Below are 18,208 nucleotides of genomic sequence, written 5' to 3'. Positions count from 1 at the left end.
CTACCTCGCCATTTATGCTTTTTCGCGCCATGAAAATATAGTCATAAAATATGCATAAAAAATCAAATAAAGGCAACCGATAATCAACGTTTGAGGAAATTAGCCAGCAGTTGATGTCCCTGTTCACTCAGGATGCTTTCCGGATGGAACTGTACCCCTTCCAGCGGCAGTGTGCGGTGCCTGAACCCCATGATCTCATCGGGCTGGCCGCGATCATCCATCGTCCATGCGGTGACTTCACATTCTTCAGGCAGGCTGTCAGCTTCAACAATCAGCGAGTGATAGCGGGTCACCGTCAGCGGATGATTCAGCCCGGCAAACACGCCCTCATCTCGGTGTTCAATCAGCGACGTCTTACCGTGCATCACTTTACGCGCGCGCACCACCCGCCCGCCGAGTACCTGTGCAATGGCCTGATGCCCGAGGCAAACCCCCAGAAGGGGAATGTGACCAGCGAAATGACGGATGACGTCCAGCGAGATGCCGGCGTCATCAGGAGTGCAGGGCCCGGGCGAGATCACCAGATGCTGAGGGGCCAGCGCGGCGATCTCATCAAGGGTGATCTCATCATTACGGTGAACGCATACCTCGGCCCCCAGCTCAGAAAAATACTGGTAGAGGTTCCAGGTGAAGGAGTCGTAGTTGTCGATCAGAAGCAGCATGGGAGGTCCTGATACCAGGACCGCCTGCGGGCGATCCTGACAGAGTGGCCAGTGAAAGAATTATGGCAGCACTTTCGCAGAGAGGATCACCACCGGGGTCACCGGAACATTCTGGTAAGGCCCGACATCTTTGGTCTGTACCTGGCCAATCTTATCGGCAACGTCCATGCCTTTAACGACTTTACCGAAAACGGCATAGCCAAAGTCACGCTGACCGTGATCGAGGAAGGCATTATCTGCCACGTTGATAAAGAACTGGCTGGTGGCACTGTCCTTATCAGCAGTACGCGCCATTGAAATGGTACCGCGTTTATTCAGCAGGCCATTATCCGCTTCATTTTTAATCGGCGGTTTAGGCTGCTTCTGCTGCATATCAGCGGTAAAACCGCCACCCTGCAACATAAAGCCTGGGATCACGCGATGAAAAATCGTGTTGTTGTAAAAACCACTGTTCACGTAATCCACAAAATTATTCACCGACACCGGTGCTTTCTGGTTGTTCAGTTCCAGTTCAATATTACCCGCAGAAGTGGTCAGCAGCACATGCGTATCCCCCTTCGCAGCCATGGCGGAGGCAGAGATCGAAGACAGTGCCAGAACGGTCGCCACCGCGGTTAACGTACGTTTCAACATGAAAGATTCCTTACTGAGTGCGACAAACCATATAACCAACGGTGATTGTAAAGAGGCACTTACCAGCGCGCCAGCGTTTTACCTTTATTTACGCGGCAACGTTATGAAAGCAAACGTTACTGAGCGTCGAAAAATAGTGACTATGATCACGATATGAATGAAATATGAAAATATTAGTTTCAGTAAAGATTTATGCAGATCACGAATATCGTTAAACTCCTCCTGTCTGGCACGGGCATTCCGCCCGGTGAACATCTCTTTCAAACAGGTTTCCACTATGACAAATCGCGATCGAATCGGGCTTACCTGGATCAGCTTCTTCTCCTATGCGCTGACCGGTGCAGTGGTTATCGTTACCGGTATGGTTCTGGAGAATATTGCGGCCTACTTCCAGCTGCCCGTCGCTCAGATGAGCAATACCTTTACCTTCCTGAATGCCGGCATCCTGCTGGCGGTGTTTCTTAACGCCTGGCTGATGGAAATCGTCCCCCTCAAACGCCAGCTGATCTTCGGCTTCGTGCTGATGGTGCTGGCCGTTCTGGGGCTGATGAACAGCCACAGCCTGACCGTCTTCTCTCTGTGTATGTTTGTCCTCGGGGTGGTGAGCGGTATCACCATGTCCATTGGTACGTTCCTGATCACCCATCTGTATGAAGGCCGTCAGCGTGGCTCGCGCCTGCTGTTTACTGACTCCTTTTTCAGCATGGCCGGTACCATTTTCCCGATTATTGCTGCCGCTATCCTTGCGCGCGCTCTGCCGTGGTATTGGGTCTATGCCTGCATCGGTGTGATTTACGTGGCGATCTTTATTCTGGCCCTGTGCTTTGAGTTCCCGGTGCTGGGTAAAAAAGCCACCAGCGGCGAGCCGGTCATCAAAGAGAAATGGGGGATCGGCGTGGGCCTGCTGTCGGTGGCTGCACTGTGTTATATCCTCGGCCAGCTCGGTTTTATCGGTTGGGTGCCGCTCTACGCGACCAAAACGATGGGCATGGATATCGGTCAGGCCGGTAGCCTGGTCGGTAACTTCTGGACAGCCTATATGATTGGCATGTGGGCCTTCAGCGCCATCCTGCGCTTCTTCGATCCTCAGCGTATTCTCACCGTGCTGGCGCTGGCAGCCACTGCGCTGATGTACTGGTTTATCACGTCCAGTGATGCATCGATGCTGAAATGGATCATGATGAGTCTGGGCTTCTTCTCCAGTGCCATCTATACCACCATCATCACCCTGGGGTCGCTGCAGACCAAAGTGGCTTCACCCAAACTGGTGAACTTTATCCTGACCTGCGGCACCGTAGGCACCATGCTGACCTTCGTGGTGACCGGCCCTATCGTCGAGAAAGGCGGCGCTCACGCGGCGCTGGCCACGGCAAACGGCCTCTACGCCGTCGTGTTTGTGATGTGTCTGCTGCTCGGCTTTGTCAGCAAGCACAAGCTGCACGGCCATATGGGTTCTCACTAAAAACCAGGTTGAGGCAGACCGTGTTTCGCGGCCTGCCTCAATGTCTGCGCACATCAGCAACACGTGACCGTCAGACAGGAAGATCGCCCCGCCATCGTTTAACGTTTGAAATCCACCTTTTCGCTTGCGTCCAGATGAACCGTGCTGGTGGCGGGTACCGTTTCGGCAATTACCCGGCCATGACGGATGGAATACTGCACAGGTACCTGACGACGTAACGCATCGAAGCCGCTTTCTGCCGGCAGAATCACCAGATTAGCGCTGTTGCCCCTTTCAATGCCGTAGTCCTTCAGCTGCAGCGTTCTGGCACTGTGTGTGGTAATCAGATTGATGCCGGCATCCAGCTGCTCGTAGCCCATCAGCTGGCAGACGTGCATCCCCATATGCAGCACCTGCAACATGCTGGCCGTACCCAGTGGATACCAGGGATCGAACACATCATCGTGACCAAAGCAGACGTTAATATTCGCTTCCAGCATCTCTTTAACCCGGGTAATGCCCCGACGTTTAGGATAGGTGTCAAATCGCCCCTGCAGATGAATATTCACCAGCGGGTTGGCAACAAAATTAATCCCTGAGAGCTTCAGCAAGCGGAACAGACGGGAGGTATAAGCCCCGTTATAGGAGTGCATCGCCGTCGTGTGGCTGGCCGTCACCCGCTCCCCCATTTTTTCACGCAGCGCCAGTGCTGCCACCGTCTCCACAAAGCGCGACTGCTCATCGTCAATTTCATCGCAGTGAACGTCGACCATTCGCTGATATTTTTGCGCCAGGGCGAAGGTGCGGTGCAGCGATTCCACGCCATACTCACGGGTGAATTCAAAATGCGGTATCGCCCCGACTACGTCCGCACCCAGTTGTATGGCCTGCTCCAGCAACGCTTCACCATCAGGATACGAAAGGATCCCCTCCTGGGGGAAAGCCACCAGCTGGATATCCACCCAGGGTGCCATCTCCTGCTTCACTTCCAGCATCGCTTTCAGCGCCGTCAGCGAGGGATCGGAGACATCAATATGAGTACGCACATGTTGAATGCCATTCGCCATCTGCCACTTCAGCGTCTGACGCGCCCGCTGCTTCACATCATCGTGTGTCAGCAGCGCCTTACGCTCTGCCCACCGCTCAATGCCCTCAAACAGCGTCCCTGACTGGTTCCATGCCGGTTCTCCGGCCGTTTGGGTGGTATCCAGATGAATATGCGGTTCAATAAACGGGGGAAGGGCCAGCCCGCCTTCCGCATCCAGCGCTTCCCCGGCGGCGCAGGCCGCAGGCTGCGGTACGATGCCTGCGATCCTGCCCTGCAGGATCTCAATCTGCCACAGCCCTTCTTGCTGCGGCAGGCGAACATGGTTAATCCACTGTAATTCCGGACGCATACATTCCCCTCCTCAATAACATCCTCTGTTTACCCTATCACGGTTTAGCCGCCCCAACGGATGTACTGCGTTAACGTATGTGAAATCAGCAGCCTGTAAGTGCCATTCGCCTCTATACTTCAACGACCTGACTGCAAGGAGATAATAATGAAATATCTGATAATGGCCTGCCTGCTGATCAGCCCACCGCTGCTGGCGGCGACGGCAGATTACACCATGCTGGAAGGCAGCTGGCGGGTAGATGCGGTACATGTCGACAGTAGCGGAGTTCAGGCTGTGGTGGATAATGATCCGCAGTATATGGGGGCAGTCGTCACGTTTTCCGCTGATCATATCCTGTGGGAGAAGGGGACGTCGCAGCGGCCCATCGATCCGGCCACGGACAACTGCCTGAAAAGCCCCACGCTGACGCCAGCTGGTGAAAACGACCCAGAACAGGGTTATCAGGTGGCCGGGGGGTTTAACGTGATATGCGGAAATGAGCCCTGGGGGCCGGGTGCGGTGGTAACGGTACCGGTCAACGATACGCTGACGCTTTACTGGTATGACGGGGCCATTTTGTCGCTGAAAAAACGTTCCTGACAGGGATGATGCTTAAACGGGGCGTCCGCTTTGCACGAACGCCCCGCAGCCTGATGCATTATGGCTGGGCAACAAAGCCTATCGCTTCGTAGACCTTTTTCAGCGTGTCCTGCGCCTGCGTACGGGCTTTCGCCGCACCGTCACGCATCACCTGCTCAAGGAATGCTTCATCGTTGCGGTAACGGTGATAACGCTCCTGCAGCTCGCTTAACATCCCGGACACGGCGTCTGCGACGGCACCTTTCAGGTGGCCGTACATCTGGCCGGCAAATTCCGCTTCCAGTTCAGCAACCGGCTTACCGGTGACGCCAGACAGGATGTCCAGCAGGTTCGACACCCCGGGCTTCTCTTTCACATCATAACGCACCACCGGTGGCTCATCGCCGTCGGTCATCGCACGCTTAATCTTCTTCACCACCGATTTAGGATCTTCCAGCAGGCCGATAACGTTATTGCGGTTATCGTCAGACTTTGACATCTTCCTGGTCGGCTCCAGCAGCGACATCACACGTGCGCCTGATTTAGGAATGAACGGCTCAGGCACTTTGAAGATCTCACCGTACAGCGCATTGAAGCGCGAAGCGACATCGCGGCTCAGCTCCAGATGCTGTTTCTGGTCTTCACCCACCGGTACCTGAGTCGTCTGGTACAGCAGGATATCGGCCGCCATCAGCACCGGATAGTCAAACAGGCCGGCGTTAATGTTCTCTTCGTAACGTGCTGATTTATCCTTGAACTGCGTCATACGGCTCAGCTCACCGAAATAGGTATAGCAGTTAAGGATCCAGCCAAGCTGCGTATGTTCCGGCACGTGTGACTGAACAAAAATGGTGCTTTTCTGCGGGTCGATACCGCAGGCGAGATAAAGCGCCAGGGTATCCAGCGTCGCCTTGCGCAGCGCAACCGGGTCCTGACGAACCGTAATGGCATGCAGATCGACGATGCAGTAGATACAGTGATAATCATCCTGCATCTGTACCCACTGACGCAGCGCACCCAAATAGTTACCGATGGTGAGTTCACCAGAAGGCTGTGCGCCGCTAAATACGATGGGTTTGCTCATGTTTCCGTCCTGAATAATGACAGCCCGAGTGCGGGCAATAAATCGTTAAAATGATCGAGCGTGACGTCGGGATGGCTGGTGGCAATCGGCTCACCGTAGTTATAGCCATAGGTCAGGCCAATGCAGGGACATCCTGCCGCCTGCGCGGCCATAATATCATTGCGAGAATCACCGACAAACAGTAACTCACCCGGCAGCAGGCCAAATGTCCCCAGTACCAGAAATAGCGGTGCCGGATGGGGTTTTTTCACCACCACGTCATCGCCGCCGATAATCAGTGAGAAGTATTCAGCAATCCCCAGAGAAGCCAGCAGTGGTGCAACAAACGGCGTGGGTTTGTTAGTGACCAGCGCCATCGGCAGCCCGTGCGTGGACAGGGCCGCCAGCGTCTCTTTCACACCGGGGTAAAGCTGACTGCCGCCGTCAACGCTGTGGGCATAATGTCTGTCCATCAGCGCGCGCGCCTCACGCAGCAGATCCGCCTGCGGCGTATGGCCCAGCGCCCAGGTCAGGGCGCGTTCCATAAGAATATCCGCCCCGTTACCAATCCAGGTGGAGACAAGCCCAAGACCGGCAGGGGCCAGTTTCAGCTCAGTCAGCGCGCTATCCACCGCACTGGCCAGACCGGGTGCACTGTCGGTCAGCGTACCATCCAGATCAAAGGCCAGAGCCCGGATGTCAGTGAAAGGCGCCATGACGGGACTTCTCCAGCTCGGTGCGCATGTCATCAATCACTTTCTTATAGTCAGGGTGACCAAAAATAGCGGATCCGGCGACAAACATATCGGCGCCTGCTGCCGCAATCTCACCGATGTTGTCGACTTTCACGCCCCCGTCCACTTCCAGACGGATGTCATAGCCACTCTGATCGATCAGCTTGCGGACCTGACGCAGTTTATTCAACGTGCCGGGAATAAATGACTGGCCGCCAAAGCCAGGATTGACCGACATCAGCAGGATCACATCCAGCTTATCCATCACATAATCGAGAATACTGAGCGGTGTCGCCGGGTTAAGCACCAGGCCCGCTTTACAGCCATGCTCTTTGATCAGCTGTAGCGTACGGTCAACATGCTCAGACGCTTCGGGATGAAAGGTGATATAGCTGGCACCGGCTTTGGCGAAGTCAGGTACCAGACGGTCGACCGGTTTGACCATCAGATGCACGTCAATCGGGGCAGTGACGCCATAATCGCGCAGGGCTTTCAGTACCATTGGCCCCATCGTGAGGTTTGGCACATAGTGATTATCCATCACATCGAAATGCACTACATCACCGCCAGCAGCCAGAGCTTTCGCTGTGTCTTCGCCCAGGCGGGCAAAATCTGCGGAAAGAATTGATGGGGCAATTAAAAACTGTTTCATCCGTTTCTCCCTGGTTGTGCCTGATGTCAGGCTGTCATCACCGGCCAGTATACAGCGCCAGCAATTCATTGACCTTACTGCGCGTATTGCCGCTGCGGCTGATGGAACGACGCACTTTGATTTCGTGCAATACGGCATCCTGATACCACTGACGCGTCAGCGGCGTATCGTGATTGGAGATTAGCACGGTAATGCTGTTCTCATGCGCCAGCGCCGAGGCCAGTTCGGCCAGATGCTGCTGCTCGCGCATACTAAAACTGTTGGTATGGTACGCCGTAAAATTCGCCGTGGTCGATAACGGCGCATAAGGGGGATCGCAGTACACCACGGCACCCTGTTGCACTTTACCCAGCGTAACATCATAGGATTCGCAGACAAAGGTCGCCTGCTGCGCACGTTCAGCAAACCAGTAGAGCTCATCCTGAGGGAAATAGGGTTTGCGGTAGCGGCCAAACGGGACGTTGAATTCACCGCTCAGGTTATACCGGCAGAGACCGTTATAGCAGTGCCTGTTGAGGTATAAAAAAAGCACGGCGCGGCGATAACCATCACGGCACAGATTGAACTCTTTTCGGTAGGCATAATAGACCACTGAATCATTCGCTTCCGGCACGAACAGCTCGCGGGCGTCCGCGACGAATTCGTCGGTGCGATCTTTGACGATGTTATAAAGATTAATCAGATCGCTGTTAATATCAGCAAGGATATATCGGGAATATTGCGTATTGAGGAATACCGAACCTGCCCCAACGAACGGTTCGATCAGACAATCCCCTTCCGGGAGATGGCGTCGGATATCATCGAGCAACGGGTACTTGCCACCTGCCCACTTCAAAAAAGCGCGATTTTTTTTCATGCCGTCGTTAATTAATTTACTCATCAGGCTGTGGTTACACCGACAGCATATCTGCGCTTTGAATGCTCTGCGTGCCAGCGGCACGCACACACTACGGAAAAGCCGGGTCGCCCCGGCAGGGTGTTACTTGCCCGCTTCTTTCTTCACCTGACTGACCGGCTTAACCCAGGGATTTTGCGCACGGACTTCAGCAGGTAGCGAGGCAACTGCGCGTTTGGCCTCAGAAGAGGTCGCGTAAGAACCGCTGACCAGCACGTACCAGGGTTGCCCGTTACGAGTGGTCTGATAAACGTGATAGCCGCTAAGATTCTGTTTTTTCGCCCAGGCATTCAGCGTATCTGAACGCGAAGCACTGCTCAGTTGCAGGGTAAAATTACCGCCAGGGGTTGAGCCGCTGCGGCTTGCCGTGGTAGCAGGCTTACTCTGCTTCACCGCCGGTTTACTGGCTGCAGGGGTGTGGGCCGCTGGTTTGTTATGCTGCGTGGCAGCAGGGCGGGTGGTGGTTGCAGGCTTGCTGGCAACAGGACGTGGCGTCTCCGCTGCGCCTGGTGCAACCGTGGCAGCACCGGTAGGCAGTGACGACTCGCCCTGACCTGCCTGTGCAGCAGCATCAACCTGCCCCTGCTGATTGCTCAATGCATTGTTCAGATCGCCTGGCAGCTCAACACGCTGCTGATTGGCCGGCGTTTGCACGGGCTGTGCTTCTGTCGGTGTTGGGGAGATCGGGGGAACACCCACGTTCTGCGATGATGCGGCAGGCTCATTAGCAGCCGGCACAGTGCCTTCCGGAGCCGCAGGCTGACCAGACTGGCCGCTCATTGATGAGGAGCCCGACAGGTCTATATTTTTCTCGCTGCCGCCGCTGTTCGCCGTGTTCGCGTTACCCGCAGGCGTCTGAGCCTGCTGCGCACTGCCACTGTCCGGCGATTTCAGCGCAGAACCAATGCCCAGTACCAGTAACAGCAGCACGAGGATACCAATCCCCATCATCATATGCTGACGAGAAACAGGGACTTTGGGTGCAGAAGACGTTTTACGGGGCCGCGTGGGACGGCGGTCGCTGGTGTCAGGTTTTAACTCGTCTTCCGGTTTAAACTCGTCCATTTAACCTCCTCCCATAGAGCGGCGATGCCCTTCGCATTGTGCGCCAGGCAAAAACGTGAAAAATAGCAGCCAGAATCGTCTGGCGGCTGATAATCGTTACGGCTTCTGACAATCCTGAATGGATGCCAGAACCATATCATGCGGCACTCCGCTGCGCACTTCGGCTTTGCCGATAGCCAACGGGAGAACCAGCCGCAGCTTGCCGGCTAACACTTTTTTGTCACGCAGCATATGTGGCAGGTAATCGGAAGCCGCCATACTTTCTGGCCCGTGAACCGGTAATCCTGCACGCTGTAAGAGCGTGATAATACGTTCAGTATCCTGAGAGCGGAACTGTCCAAGACGTTCGGCATTGCGTGCCGCCATCACCATCCCGGCAGCCACAGCCTCTCCGTGCAGCCAGTTGCCATAACCCATATGGGCCTCAATGGCATGGCCATACGTGTGACCCAGGTTCAGCAGCGCACGCTGACCGTGCTCGTGCTCATCTGCCGCCACCACTTCGGCTTTCAGCTCACAGCAGCGGCGAATACAGTACGCCATCGCGGTAGGTTCCAGCGCCAGAAGGGCATCCAGATTATGCTCAAGCCAGGTAAAGAATTCGCCGTCGAGGATGATGCCATATTTGATCACTTCAGCCAGCCCGGAGGCAAGCTCTCGCGCAGGCAGGGTGTTCAGGCAGTCAAGATCGATAACGACCGAGGCAGGTTGATAGAAGGCCCCGATCATATTCTTGCCCAACGGATGATTCACCCCGGTTTTTCCACCCACGGAGGAATCTACCTGAGACAGCAGCGTTGTTGGCACCTGGATAAAGCGTACGCCACGCTGATAGCTGGCGGCAGCAAATCCGGTTAAATCACCAATGACACCGCCCCCCAGAGCAACAAGGGTGGTATCACGGCCATGAGGCCTGGACAAAAGCGCGGTAAAGACCTGGTCCATGACGGTCAGTGTTTTAAACTGTTCACCATCAGGCAGGATCACCTGATCGACCACCACGCCCGCGCCTTCAAGGCGGGAACGTAGCGTGTCAAGATAGAGAGGAGCCAGCGTCTGGTTGGTTACCAGCATAACCTGATCGCCCGCTTTAAGCGGCCAAAAAGAAGCCGGATCTGCAAACAACCCGGCGGCGATGGTAATGGGGTAACTGCGCTCCCCAAGAGTAACGTTAATCCTCTCCATGACGCTGTATCACCTTTTTTGCTGTGCCCACGAGTGGGCCTTCAGAGCAAAACTTAGCTCTTTTCCAACATATTGATAATCTGATTAGCCACGACCTTCGCGCTTTGATCGTCAGTGCGAATGGTTACGTCAGCAATCTCTTCATACATCGGATTGCGTTCATCGGCTAATGCTTCCAGCACTTCACGCGGTGGAGAATCCACCTGCAACAAAGGACGTTTCTTGTCGCGCTGCGTTCGTGCCAGTTGCTTTTCGATAGTCGTTTCAAGATAAACCACTACGCCACGGGCGGAGAGACGATTGCGCGTTTCACGCGACTTGACGGAACCGCCACCAGTCGCCAGCACAATGCCCTGCTTTTCAGTGAGTTCATTGATGATTTTTTCTTCGCGATCGCGGAAGCCTTCTTCGCCTTCGACGTCAAAAACCCAGCCCACATCCGCTCCGGTACGTCGCTCAATTTCTTGATCGGAATCGAAAAATTCCATATTGAGTTGTTGAGCTAACTGACGCCCAATAGTGCTTTTGCCGGCACCCATAGGCCCAACCAGAAAGATATTGCGTTTCTCTGCCATTTTTTCGGTATTACTAAGACAATTCGTTAATGATACCCCGCCTTAAACCAGGCAGGACATGAACTGAAACCTCATGAGCGATAAGTGCGAGAGTCAGACTAAAAATTATCTCAACACTGAAGGTGTTTTGGCAACCGATTAAATTTACCTTGCCCATTGCACGCAATATTTTGGCGCGTTTCAGTCCGCTTCATTTATCAGCCGGATGTGGTTGCATCGGCTACGCCGGTTGCGCACGATAAAAAACGGTTAAAAAGCATTCGCTGCTAAGGGCACCTGGCCCGTAATTCAAAATCGCTAAACCTTGTAAGCTAATTCCGCCCTTGCGTCAAACGCAACTGTCAGCAATTTCGGAAAAAACATGCCGCATCTCCAGTTTGCATCAAAAATCGCATTAATCGCTGGCAATCAACTTTGGTGTGATAAAGATCACCAATTCTCGCCTTTTTTGCTCACGAACGTCATGACGGAACAGACCGCCTAGTAGCGGAAGATCGCCGAGTAATGGCACCTTAGTTCGCCCTGTAGCGCTCTGTTGTTGAAAAATGCCACCCAACGCCAGTGTCTGACCATCCTTCAGGATGACCTGCGTATCAATCTCCTGCTTATCGATTGTCAGTACCTCATTTTCACCACTTCGCATGTTTCGTCCGGGCATATTTTGTGAAATATGCAATTTCAGCAAAATCCGACCATTCGCCTGCACCACGGGCGTGACCTCCATACCCAGCATCGCTTCTTTGAATTCCATCGTCGTTGAACCACTGTTACCGGTGGCAACCTCGTAAGGAATTTCTGTGCCCTGCTTAATGCTGGCGGTCTGCTGATGAGAGGTAAACAGCCGGGGACTGGCAATAATATCGGCCTGATGCTCACTTTGCAGGGCGCTTAATTCCAGATCCAGCAAGCGGCCATCCAGTTTTGCCAGTGTCAGCCCTGCGACACCTGCCGGCCGGCCGACGCCCAGATCCACACGCAGCTGACTGGTGCGCAACGCCTCTGACACCTGATCCGCCCCACTCAACCCCCAGTTAACCCCTATTTCACGCAGATTTTCTTCACTGATGGTGACAATTTGCGCGGCCAGCTCTACCTGAGCCAGCGGCACATCCAGCTGACGCACCCAGCGTTCAGCCTGTGCCAGTGCGCGGTCGGTATCACGCAGTAAAATCGTGTTGGTACGGCTGTCCAGAGAAATACTGCCCCGTGGGGTCATCAAACGAGCGCGTTCGTTTTGCAGACTGTCATTCACCGCCGTCGCATCCGCATGGTGCAGGGTCACCGTTCGGGTATGCAGCGGCAATGACTGCTCACTGGCTTCCCGGCGGGCAGCCTGAAGACGTTGCTCTTCCTGCTGCCAGCCTGCCGGAAAAACCTGCAGAATGTTCCCTTGCTGCTCTGAGTTTAAACGGCCCATTTTCAGTACCATCTGCAACGCCTGTTGCCAGGGAACCGCCTTCAGGCGCAGTGAGAGCACGCCTTCAACCCCGGGAGCCACCATCAGATTGAGCTGCTGATAATCGGCCAGGGCCTGCAAAACCTGCTCCACCGGGGCTGAATCAAATGCCAGTGAGATTCGTGAATCGCTGGCCATCACGGGGCTAATCAGTATCAGCCACAGCCAAAATGTTTTCAGCATCCTGTCGTCCTTTTAGTGCCAGCCGCAGGCGCGGCTGACAGTCCAGTGATGAGGCCAGAGTGATGGCCTCCTCTTCAACGCTGGCGATTCGCCATGCGGTGTCGGGGAGCACCTCGCCCGTCGTCGCCCGCACAAGTTTCCCCTGCGGGGAGAGCAGCCAGCCGTGATAACGGCCTTCCCGGCCGATGATTCCCAGCAGACGCCAGGGCACTCTGGCATCCTCCGCGGGGCGGCAGCGGTGAAGATCGGCAACAAAAAAAGGATCGCGCGCCCGACAGACGGATGTCATTAACAACAGCAACAGGCAGAAAGCCAGCTTAGTGGTCATGGGTGATCTCCATAAGCAGCCGCAGCTGCTGCCCTTCACGCTGCAGGCGAAAGCGAGGAATATCCGGCGCAGGACACAGACTGGAAAGATAATGCAGCAGCGCCATAAATCCTGACCATTGCAGCTGCATTGCCAGTTCCCCACCTCCTGCGGCCGGGTGCCAGTACTCCAGCGTGCCGCCGCTGACGTGAAGCAGCTCGGGCAACGACAGTGCCTCTGCGTGAGCGGAAAGTTGAACCCGCCCCTCTTCCACCTGCTGCTGCAATGTAACCAGTGAGGGGATGGCGGGAAGTGCTTGCAGCAACTGACGGTAATGCTGGCGTTGCTGTTGGAGCTGTTGTGTAAGTTGCTGTTGTTCACGTTGTAGCGGATACCACCAGGTGAACCACAGCAAAAGTAGCAGTAACAGCGTAGCCGCGGTGAAGCTGACCAGTCGCCATCCGGCGCCCATTTGCAGCCAGCCGGTGATTTGGCGATGTATCATCGGCGTCTCACACCGGTTGCGACCAGTTCAGTCTGCATATTGAACGTAATTTCCCCTGTGCGGGTGCGCTTAAGAGGGCCGAGCACCACCGGGGTCAGCGAGGGTATCTCCGCCAGGCGCTGGCGCAACTCGTACAACGGCTGAATGCGCTTACCTACGCCCGCCATCTCCAGACTTTGCGGGGTTTTGTTCAGTGACGTCAGCCAGACATCCGACGGAAAAAGGGCCCCCAGCATGCGCGAGAAAGTCACCCAAAGCGTTAACTGCTGCTGGCGTAGCAAGTGACGTTCCACCTGCTTCTGCTGCTCTTCTGATACCCTTTTTACAGCCAGCCAGCGTTCATTTAACGCCGCCGCTTCATGTTGCGCACTCACCCACTGTGCCAGCGTAATGGCTTGTTGCTGATTGAGCCGTCGCAACCACTGTCCGTTGAGGGCTAAGGTACACAGCAAAAGCATGACCAGTACCCCCATTAACCGCCAGAAGCGCCAGCGCCTCAGGTGCTCTGTCTGTCGCCAGGGCAGTAAATTCACCCATACCATCAGCAGTCCTCCGGACGCAATGCCAGACCGGTCGCCAGCGCAAAAACCCCGTCACAGGCAGGCAGCGGAGGCTGGTAGCATTGCACTGCTGCCAGCGGCAACAGGGCCTGCGTTCCTTCCGGCGGTGCTTCCGACAGCGCCGAGCTGTACCACACCGCATCACTGTCCGGCAGATAGCGGTGCCGTAAGGCGGCAAAGTCCGGTGACTCGTCAAGGGAACACCAGCCCCACGGCTGTTCAGCAGAATGTGGAGCACACCACAGCCAGTGGTCATTGAGACGGTGAACCAGTGCCGAAGAGGGCGAAATTGTCAGCGTACGGGCCAGCGCATACAGCGCGCCCGGCGTCAGTTCCAGCACATCAGGCTCAAGCGAAGCCTGCTGTAAACAGCCCAGCCAGTTTTGCACTGCGTCACGACGGGCGGCCGTCAGATAAACAGGCTCTCCCGGGCGGCTGCCACTGCGGTAATCGAGCGTCAGGGCTTCGGGTGCGATGGGGAAAAATCGTCTCGCAGCCGCGACAATGTAGCGGTGACGATCGGGCTCACGTAATTGCAGAGCAGGGGGAGCGAGTGGGTGCTGCATGACCAGCTGTGGCGGGAAGCCGACCCGCAGTGATATACGGGCAGGAAGCTGCTTACGCCACTGTTGCAGTAATGCCACGACGACGTCCGGGCGTTGCACCAGACCATTTCTTAACGTATCTTGCGGCAACGTATGCTGCCACCAGTGACGCAGTTGCCAGCCGTTTCGACGGCGCTGGATGCCCAGGGCGCAGATCTGCCCGTTTTGAATGTCCAGCCCGACTTGCCATGTCTGAAAAGCCATTGACGCGATCTCCTTATCGTCTGTTAAAAAGGACGTATCCAAGGTACAGGCTTGCCTTTATACTACCGCGCGATTGTTTATAAACTGCCCAACCGACTTTAAATGGGAAATATCAGGTGAAGTTCGTAAAGTATTTATTGATCCTTGCAGTGTGTTGCATCTTGCTGGGAGCCGGCTCGATCTATGGTTTATACAAATACATAGAGCCTCAGCTCCCGGATGTCGCCACGCTGAAAGATGTGCGTCTGCAGACGCCGATGCAGGTTTTCAGTGCCGATAACGAGCTTATCGCCCAGTATGGTGAAAAACGCCGTATTCCACTCACCCTGCAACAAATCCCACCGCTGATGGTGAAGGCATTTATCGCGACGGAAGACAGCCGGTTCTATGAGCACCACGGCGTTGACCCGATTGGTATTTTCCGTGCGGCCAGCGTTGCCCTGGTGTCTGGCCATGCCTCACAAGGTGCCAGTACCATCACGCAGCAGCTGGCACGTAACTTCTTCCTCAGCCCCGAGCGCACGCTAATCCGTAAGGTGAAGGAGGCATTCCTCGCCATTCGTATTGAGCAGATGATGAGTAAAGATGAGATCCTTGAACTCTATCTGAACAAAATCTACCTCGGCTACCGTGCTTACGGCGTGGGGGCGGCTGCGCAGGTTTACTTTGGCAAGCGTGTGGATGAGCTGTCGCTAAGCGAAATTGCGATGATTGCTGGCCTGCCTAAAGCGCCGTCAACGTTTAACCCGCTCTATTCCCACGATCGTGCTGTGCAGCGTCGTAATACCGTACTGGCGCGTATGCTCGATCAGAACTACATCACTCAGGCCCAGTACAATGAGGCACGGAATACGCCTCTGGTCGCTAACTATCACGTTCCTAAAATCGCTTTTTCTGCACCGTATCTGACCGAGATGGTGCGCCAGGAGATGATCAAGCGGTACGGTGAGAATGCCTATAACGATGGTTACAAGGTGTACACCACAGTGACCCGGAAGCTTCAGTTGGCGGCACAGAAATCGGTGCAGGACAACGTGATTGCCTATGATATGCGTCACGGCTACCGTGGCCCTGCCAATGTGTTGTGGAAAGTCGGTGAGCAGGCCTGGGGGCACAGCGAGATTATGAAAACGCTGAAGTCGCTGCCGGTTTACGGCCCTCTCTTCCCGGCAGTTGTCACCACCAGCACCACCGGGGAAGCCACCGCCACCATGCGTGATGGCAGCACCGTTGCACTGGATCTGGACAGCGTTCGCTGGGCCCGGCCATTCAAATCGGACACGTTACAGGGTGCCACTCCGCGTTCGGTCAGCCAGGTGTTACAGGCGGGGCAGCAAATCTGGGTGCGTAAAGTCGATAACGGCTGGCAGCTGGCACAGGTGCCGGATGTTAACTCCTCACTGGTGTCACTGGATCCACATGATGGTGCAGTACGTGCGCTGGTCGGCGGCTTCGATTTCAATCTGAGCAAGTTTAACCGTGCCACCCAGGCGCTACGTCAGGTCGGTTCCAATATTAAACCCTTCCTGTATACCGCCGCGATGGATCGGGGTCTGACGCTGGCCTCCATCCTGAATGACGTACCGATTTCCCGCTGGGATGCCGGGGCCGGCGCGGACTGGCGTCCGAAAAATTCACCGAACACCTATGCCGGCCCTATTCGCCTGCGCCAGGGGCTTGGAGAGTCGAAAAACGTGGTAATGGTGCGCGCCATGCGCGCGATGGGCGTCGATTATGCGGCAGAATATTTGCAGCGTTTCGGCTTCCCGGCAGAGAACATCGTGCATACCGAATCGCTGGCGTTAGGCTCGGCCTCCTTCACTCCGCTGCAGATGGTTCGCGGCTACTCGGTGATGGCGAACGGCGGCTTCCTCGTTGACCCGTACTTCATTACGCGCATTGATGATGAGCAGGGCAATCATGTGTTCGAAGTTAAGCCTAAAGTGGCCTGCCCGGAATGCAACCTGCCGGTTATTTATGGTGAAACCAAGAAAGCGGTGGCCCTGAGCGAAGACAGCGTGGAAAATGTAGCCGTCTCTTCAGAGGGAACGAACGTTGCTGTACCGCAGCCGCAGCTGGAACAGGTCACACGGCAGCAGGTTCGCCAGGATGAAGAACCGCAGTATGCACCGCATGTGATTAACACGCCGCTGGCGTTCCTGATCAAGAGTGCCATGAACTCGAATATCTTCGGGGAGCCGGGCTGGATGGGAACCGGCTGGCGCGCCGGCCGCGATCTGAAGCGTAATGATATTGGCGGCAAAACAGGGACCACTAACAGCTCGAAAGACGCGTGGTTCTCAGGCTACGGGCCTGGCGTGGTGACGTCCGTCTGGATTGGCTTTGATGATCACCGCCGCGACCTGGGGCGTACGACGGCCTCTGGGGCGATTAAAGATCAGATCTCTGGCTACGAGGGCGGGGCTAAAAGTGCACAACCCGCATGGGATGATTACATGAAAGCCGCCCTGGATGGCGTGCCGGTACAGCCGCTGACGCCGCCTGAGGGTGTGGTAACGGTGAACATCGACCGCAGCACCGGCAAACTGGCCAACGGAGGGGGCAACACCCGTGCAGAGTACTTTATCAACGGCACACAGCCGACTGAGTATTCTGTCCACGACGTTGGCACAACGTTGATGGATAACGGCGAAAGCCACGAGTTATTCTGACAACCAATAAAAAAGGCCGGGCAATTGCCCGGCCTTTTTAATCAGTGCCCCCAGGAAAACCCCTGTTCCGCCACTCAGTAACTCAACCTGCCCTGCTTTACCAGCCACTCTCTGACCAGAAACAGCGCACTGACGTTTCGCGCTTCGCAAAAATCAGCTTCATCCAGCAGCGCCAGCAGGTTATTCAGGGGCCAGCGTAGCTGCGGCAAGGGCTCAGGCTCATCGCCTTCCAACTGCTCCGGATAGAGGCCTTCAGCCACCACGATATTCATCTTGCTGGAAAAATAAGAGGGAGCCAGAGTTAATTTACCCAGCGTTTCCAACTGATGCGCACCAAAACCGGCTTCCTCTTTGAGTTCACGGTTGGCCGCCTCAAAAGGCGTTTCACCACGGTCAATCAGTCCCTTAGGGAAACCCAGCTCATAACTTTCAAGCCCGACGGCATACTCCTGAATCAGGATCAGATGGTCATCAATGATCGGAACGATCATCACCGCTTCACGGCCCGAAGAGCGCATGCGCTCATAGATGCGGCGCACGCCGTTACTGAACTCAAGATCAACCGATTCAACGGTAAACAGTCTGGAGCGCGCAATTGCCTCAACACTGAGGATGGTAGGTTTCTGTAATTGTCTGGTCATACTGGCCCCAGCGGAAAAGCCGAAAAGGTAAACGTCACGCCCCTACGAAAGTAGGCACAGACCGTGTTATGGTTCATTGTGCGTTAGCCGCTACAGGAATCCAATCATCGCATAGAATATTTTACCTATTTATAACAAATCGTTGTAAACATGAGAGAAATATTTTATAGAATGTCAATTATCCTGCTAATAATTAGGAATATACCGATACC

At 55.2% G+C, this 18,208-nt stretch carries 19 protein-coding genes; 3 read left to right on the top strand and 16 right to left on the bottom strand.

The genetic code is table 11. The features are described from left to right. Positions 1-83: 83 nt before the first annotated feature. Both K6L24_RS01530 and ppiA read right to left on the bottom strand, forming a co-directional pair. Positions 84-662 (bottom strand): aminodeoxychorismate synthase component II, encoded by a 579-nt coding sequence (locus K6L24_RS01530; RefSeq protein WP_118665355.1) that lies wholly within the window; start codon positions 660-662, stop codon positions 84-86. 60 nt (positions 663-722) lie between these two features. Further along, entirely contained in the window at positions 723-1,295 is a 573-nt protein-coding gene (ppiA, locus tag K6L24_RS01525; protein WP_062747592.1) for a peptidylprolyl isomerase A, read from the bottom strand. A gap of 277 nt (positions 1,296-1,572) precedes the next feature. Here ppiA and tsgA point away from each other — a divergent pair, with 277 nt between their 5' ends. Then, entirely contained in the window at positions 1,573-2,757 is a 1,185-nt protein-coding gene (gene tsgA / locus K6L24_RS01520) for an MFS transporter TsgA (RefSeq protein WP_062747593.1), read from the top strand. A gap of 98 nt (positions 2,758-2,855) precedes the next feature. Here the strand turns inward: tsgA and K6L24_RS01515 are convergent, their stop codons facing one another. Beyond that, the gene (locus tag K6L24_RS01515) at positions 2,856-4,133 is read right to left on the bottom strand and encodes a cytosine deaminase (protein ID WP_062747595.1); all 1,278 of its coding nucleotides are present in this window, start codon (positions 4,131-4,133) and stop codon (positions 2,856-2,858) included. A gap of 147 nt (positions 4,134-4,280) precedes the next feature. On the opposite strand from K6L24_RS01515, the gene K6L24_RS01510 reads away from it, so the two are divergent. Then, positions 4,281-4,715: a hypothetical protein gene (locus tag K6L24_RS01510; RefSeq protein ID WP_062747597.1), complete on the top strand. Its 435-nt coding sequence runs from the start codon at positions 4,281-4,283 to the stop codon at positions 4,713-4,715. A gap of 58 nt (positions 4,716-4,773) precedes the next feature. Here K6L24_RS01510 and trpS read toward each other — a convergent pair whose 3' ends face one another. The 12 genes from trpS to pilM form a co-directional block, all read right to left on the bottom strand. After that, positions 4,774-5,778, bottom strand: a complete 1,005-nt coding sequence (trpS, locus tag K6L24_RS01505) for a tryptophan--tRNA ligase (protein WP_118665351.1) — start codon at positions 5,776-5,778, stop codon at positions 4,774-4,776. Further along, positions 5,775-6,473 (bottom strand): phosphoglycolate phosphatase, encoded by a 699-nt coding sequence (locus K6L24_RS01500; RefSeq protein ID WP_062747602.1) that lies wholly within the window; start codon positions 6,471-6,473, stop codon positions 5,775-5,777. Before K6L24_RS01500 ends, trpS begins: the two co-directional genes overlap by 4 nt. Beyond that, positions 6,457-7,143, bottom strand: a complete 687-nt coding sequence (rpe, locus tag K6L24_RS01495; RefSeq protein ID WP_062747604.1) for a ribulose-phosphate 3-epimerase — start codon at positions 7,141-7,143, stop codon at positions 6,457-6,459. Before rpe ends, K6L24_RS01500 begins: the two co-directional genes overlap by 17 nt. 37 nt (positions 7,144-7,180) lie before the next feature. Then, positions 7,181-7,999 (bottom strand): adenine-specific DNA-methyltransferase, encoded by an 819-nt coding sequence (dam, locus tag K6L24_RS01490; protein ID WP_118665920.1) that lies wholly within the window; start codon positions 7,997-7,999, stop codon positions 7,181-7,183. 123 nt (positions 8,000-8,122) lie between these two features. Beyond that, positions 8,123-9,103 carry an SPOR domain-containing protein gene (locus K6L24_RS01485; RefSeq protein WP_062747606.1) on the bottom strand — a complete coding sequence of 327 codons (981 nt, stop codon included), beginning with the start codon at positions 9,101-9,103 and terminating at the stop codon, positions 8,123-8,125. Positions 9,104-9,199: 96 nt separating this feature from the next. Beyond that, complete coding sequence (aroB, locus tag K6L24_RS01480; protein WP_222681886.1) at positions 9,200-10,288, bottom strand: 3-dehydroquinate synthase; 1,089 nt, start codon at positions 10,286-10,288, stop codon at positions 9,200-9,202. A 53-nt stretch (positions 10,289-10,341) separates the two neighbouring features. After that, complete coding sequence (gene aroK / locus K6L24_RS01475; protein ID WP_048917675.1) at positions 10,342-10,863, bottom strand: shikimate kinase AroK; 522 nt, start codon at positions 10,861-10,863, stop codon at positions 10,342-10,344. Between the two features lie 394 nt (positions 10,864-11,257). Continuing rightward, positions 11,258-12,502 carry a DNA uptake porin HofQ gene (gene hofQ / locus K6L24_RS01470; RefSeq protein WP_222681885.1) on the bottom strand — a complete coding sequence of 415 codons (1,245 nt, stop codon included), beginning with the start codon at positions 12,500-12,502 and terminating at the stop codon, positions 11,258-11,260. Continuing rightward, positions 12,465-12,830, bottom strand: coding sequence for a HofP DNA utilization family protein (locus K6L24_RS01465; RefSeq protein WP_222681884.1), 366 nt, complete (start codon positions 12,828-12,830; stop codon positions 12,465-12,467). The genes hofQ and K6L24_RS01465 overlap by 38 nt, the downstream gene beginning before the upstream one ends. Beyond that, complete coding sequence (locus K6L24_RS01460; protein WP_222681883.1) at positions 12,820-13,314, bottom strand: HofO family protein; 495 nt, start codon at positions 13,312-13,314, stop codon at positions 12,820-12,822. Before K6L24_RS01460 ends, K6L24_RS01465 begins: the two co-directional genes overlap by 11 nt. Beyond that, positions 13,311-13,856, bottom strand: a complete 546-nt coding sequence (locus K6L24_RS01455; protein WP_137269238.1) for a PilN domain-containing protein — start codon at positions 13,854-13,856, stop codon at positions 13,311-13,313. The genes K6L24_RS01460 and K6L24_RS01455 overlap by 4 nt, the downstream gene beginning before the upstream one ends. Further along, complete coding sequence (pilM, locus tag K6L24_RS01450; RefSeq protein ID WP_062747617.1) at positions 13,856-14,683, bottom strand: type IV pilus biogenesis protein PilM; 828 nt, start codon at positions 14,681-14,683, stop codon at positions 13,856-13,858. The genes K6L24_RS01455 and pilM overlap by 1 nt, the downstream gene beginning before the upstream one ends. 116 nt (positions 14,684-14,799) lie before the next feature. Between pilM and mrcA the strand changes: the two genes are divergently transcribed. After that, on the top strand, positions 14,800-17,355 hold the full coding sequence (gene mrcA, locus K6L24_RS01445; protein WP_062747619.1) for a peptidoglycan glycosyltransferase/peptidoglycan DD-transpeptidase MrcA: 2,556 nt from the start codon (positions 14,800-14,802) through the stop codon (positions 17,353-17,355). 74 nt (positions 17,356-17,429) lie between these two features. Here mrcA and nudE read toward each other — a convergent pair whose 3' ends face one another. Further along, complete coding sequence (gene nudE, locus K6L24_RS01440) at positions 17,430-17,996, bottom strand: ADP compounds hydrolase NudE (protein ID WP_222681882.1); 567 nt, start codon at positions 17,994-17,996, stop codon at positions 17,430-17,432. Positions 17,997-18,208 lie beyond the last annotated feature (212 nt).

The organism is Erwinia persicina (assembly GCF_019844095.1).
GTDB lineage: Bacteria > Pseudomonadota > Gammaproteobacteria > Enterobacterales > Enterobacteriaceae > Erwinia > Erwinia persicina.
The sequence above is the reverse complement of the archived record's forward strand: the minus strand, read 5'-3'. Positions and strand labels throughout refer to the sequence as shown.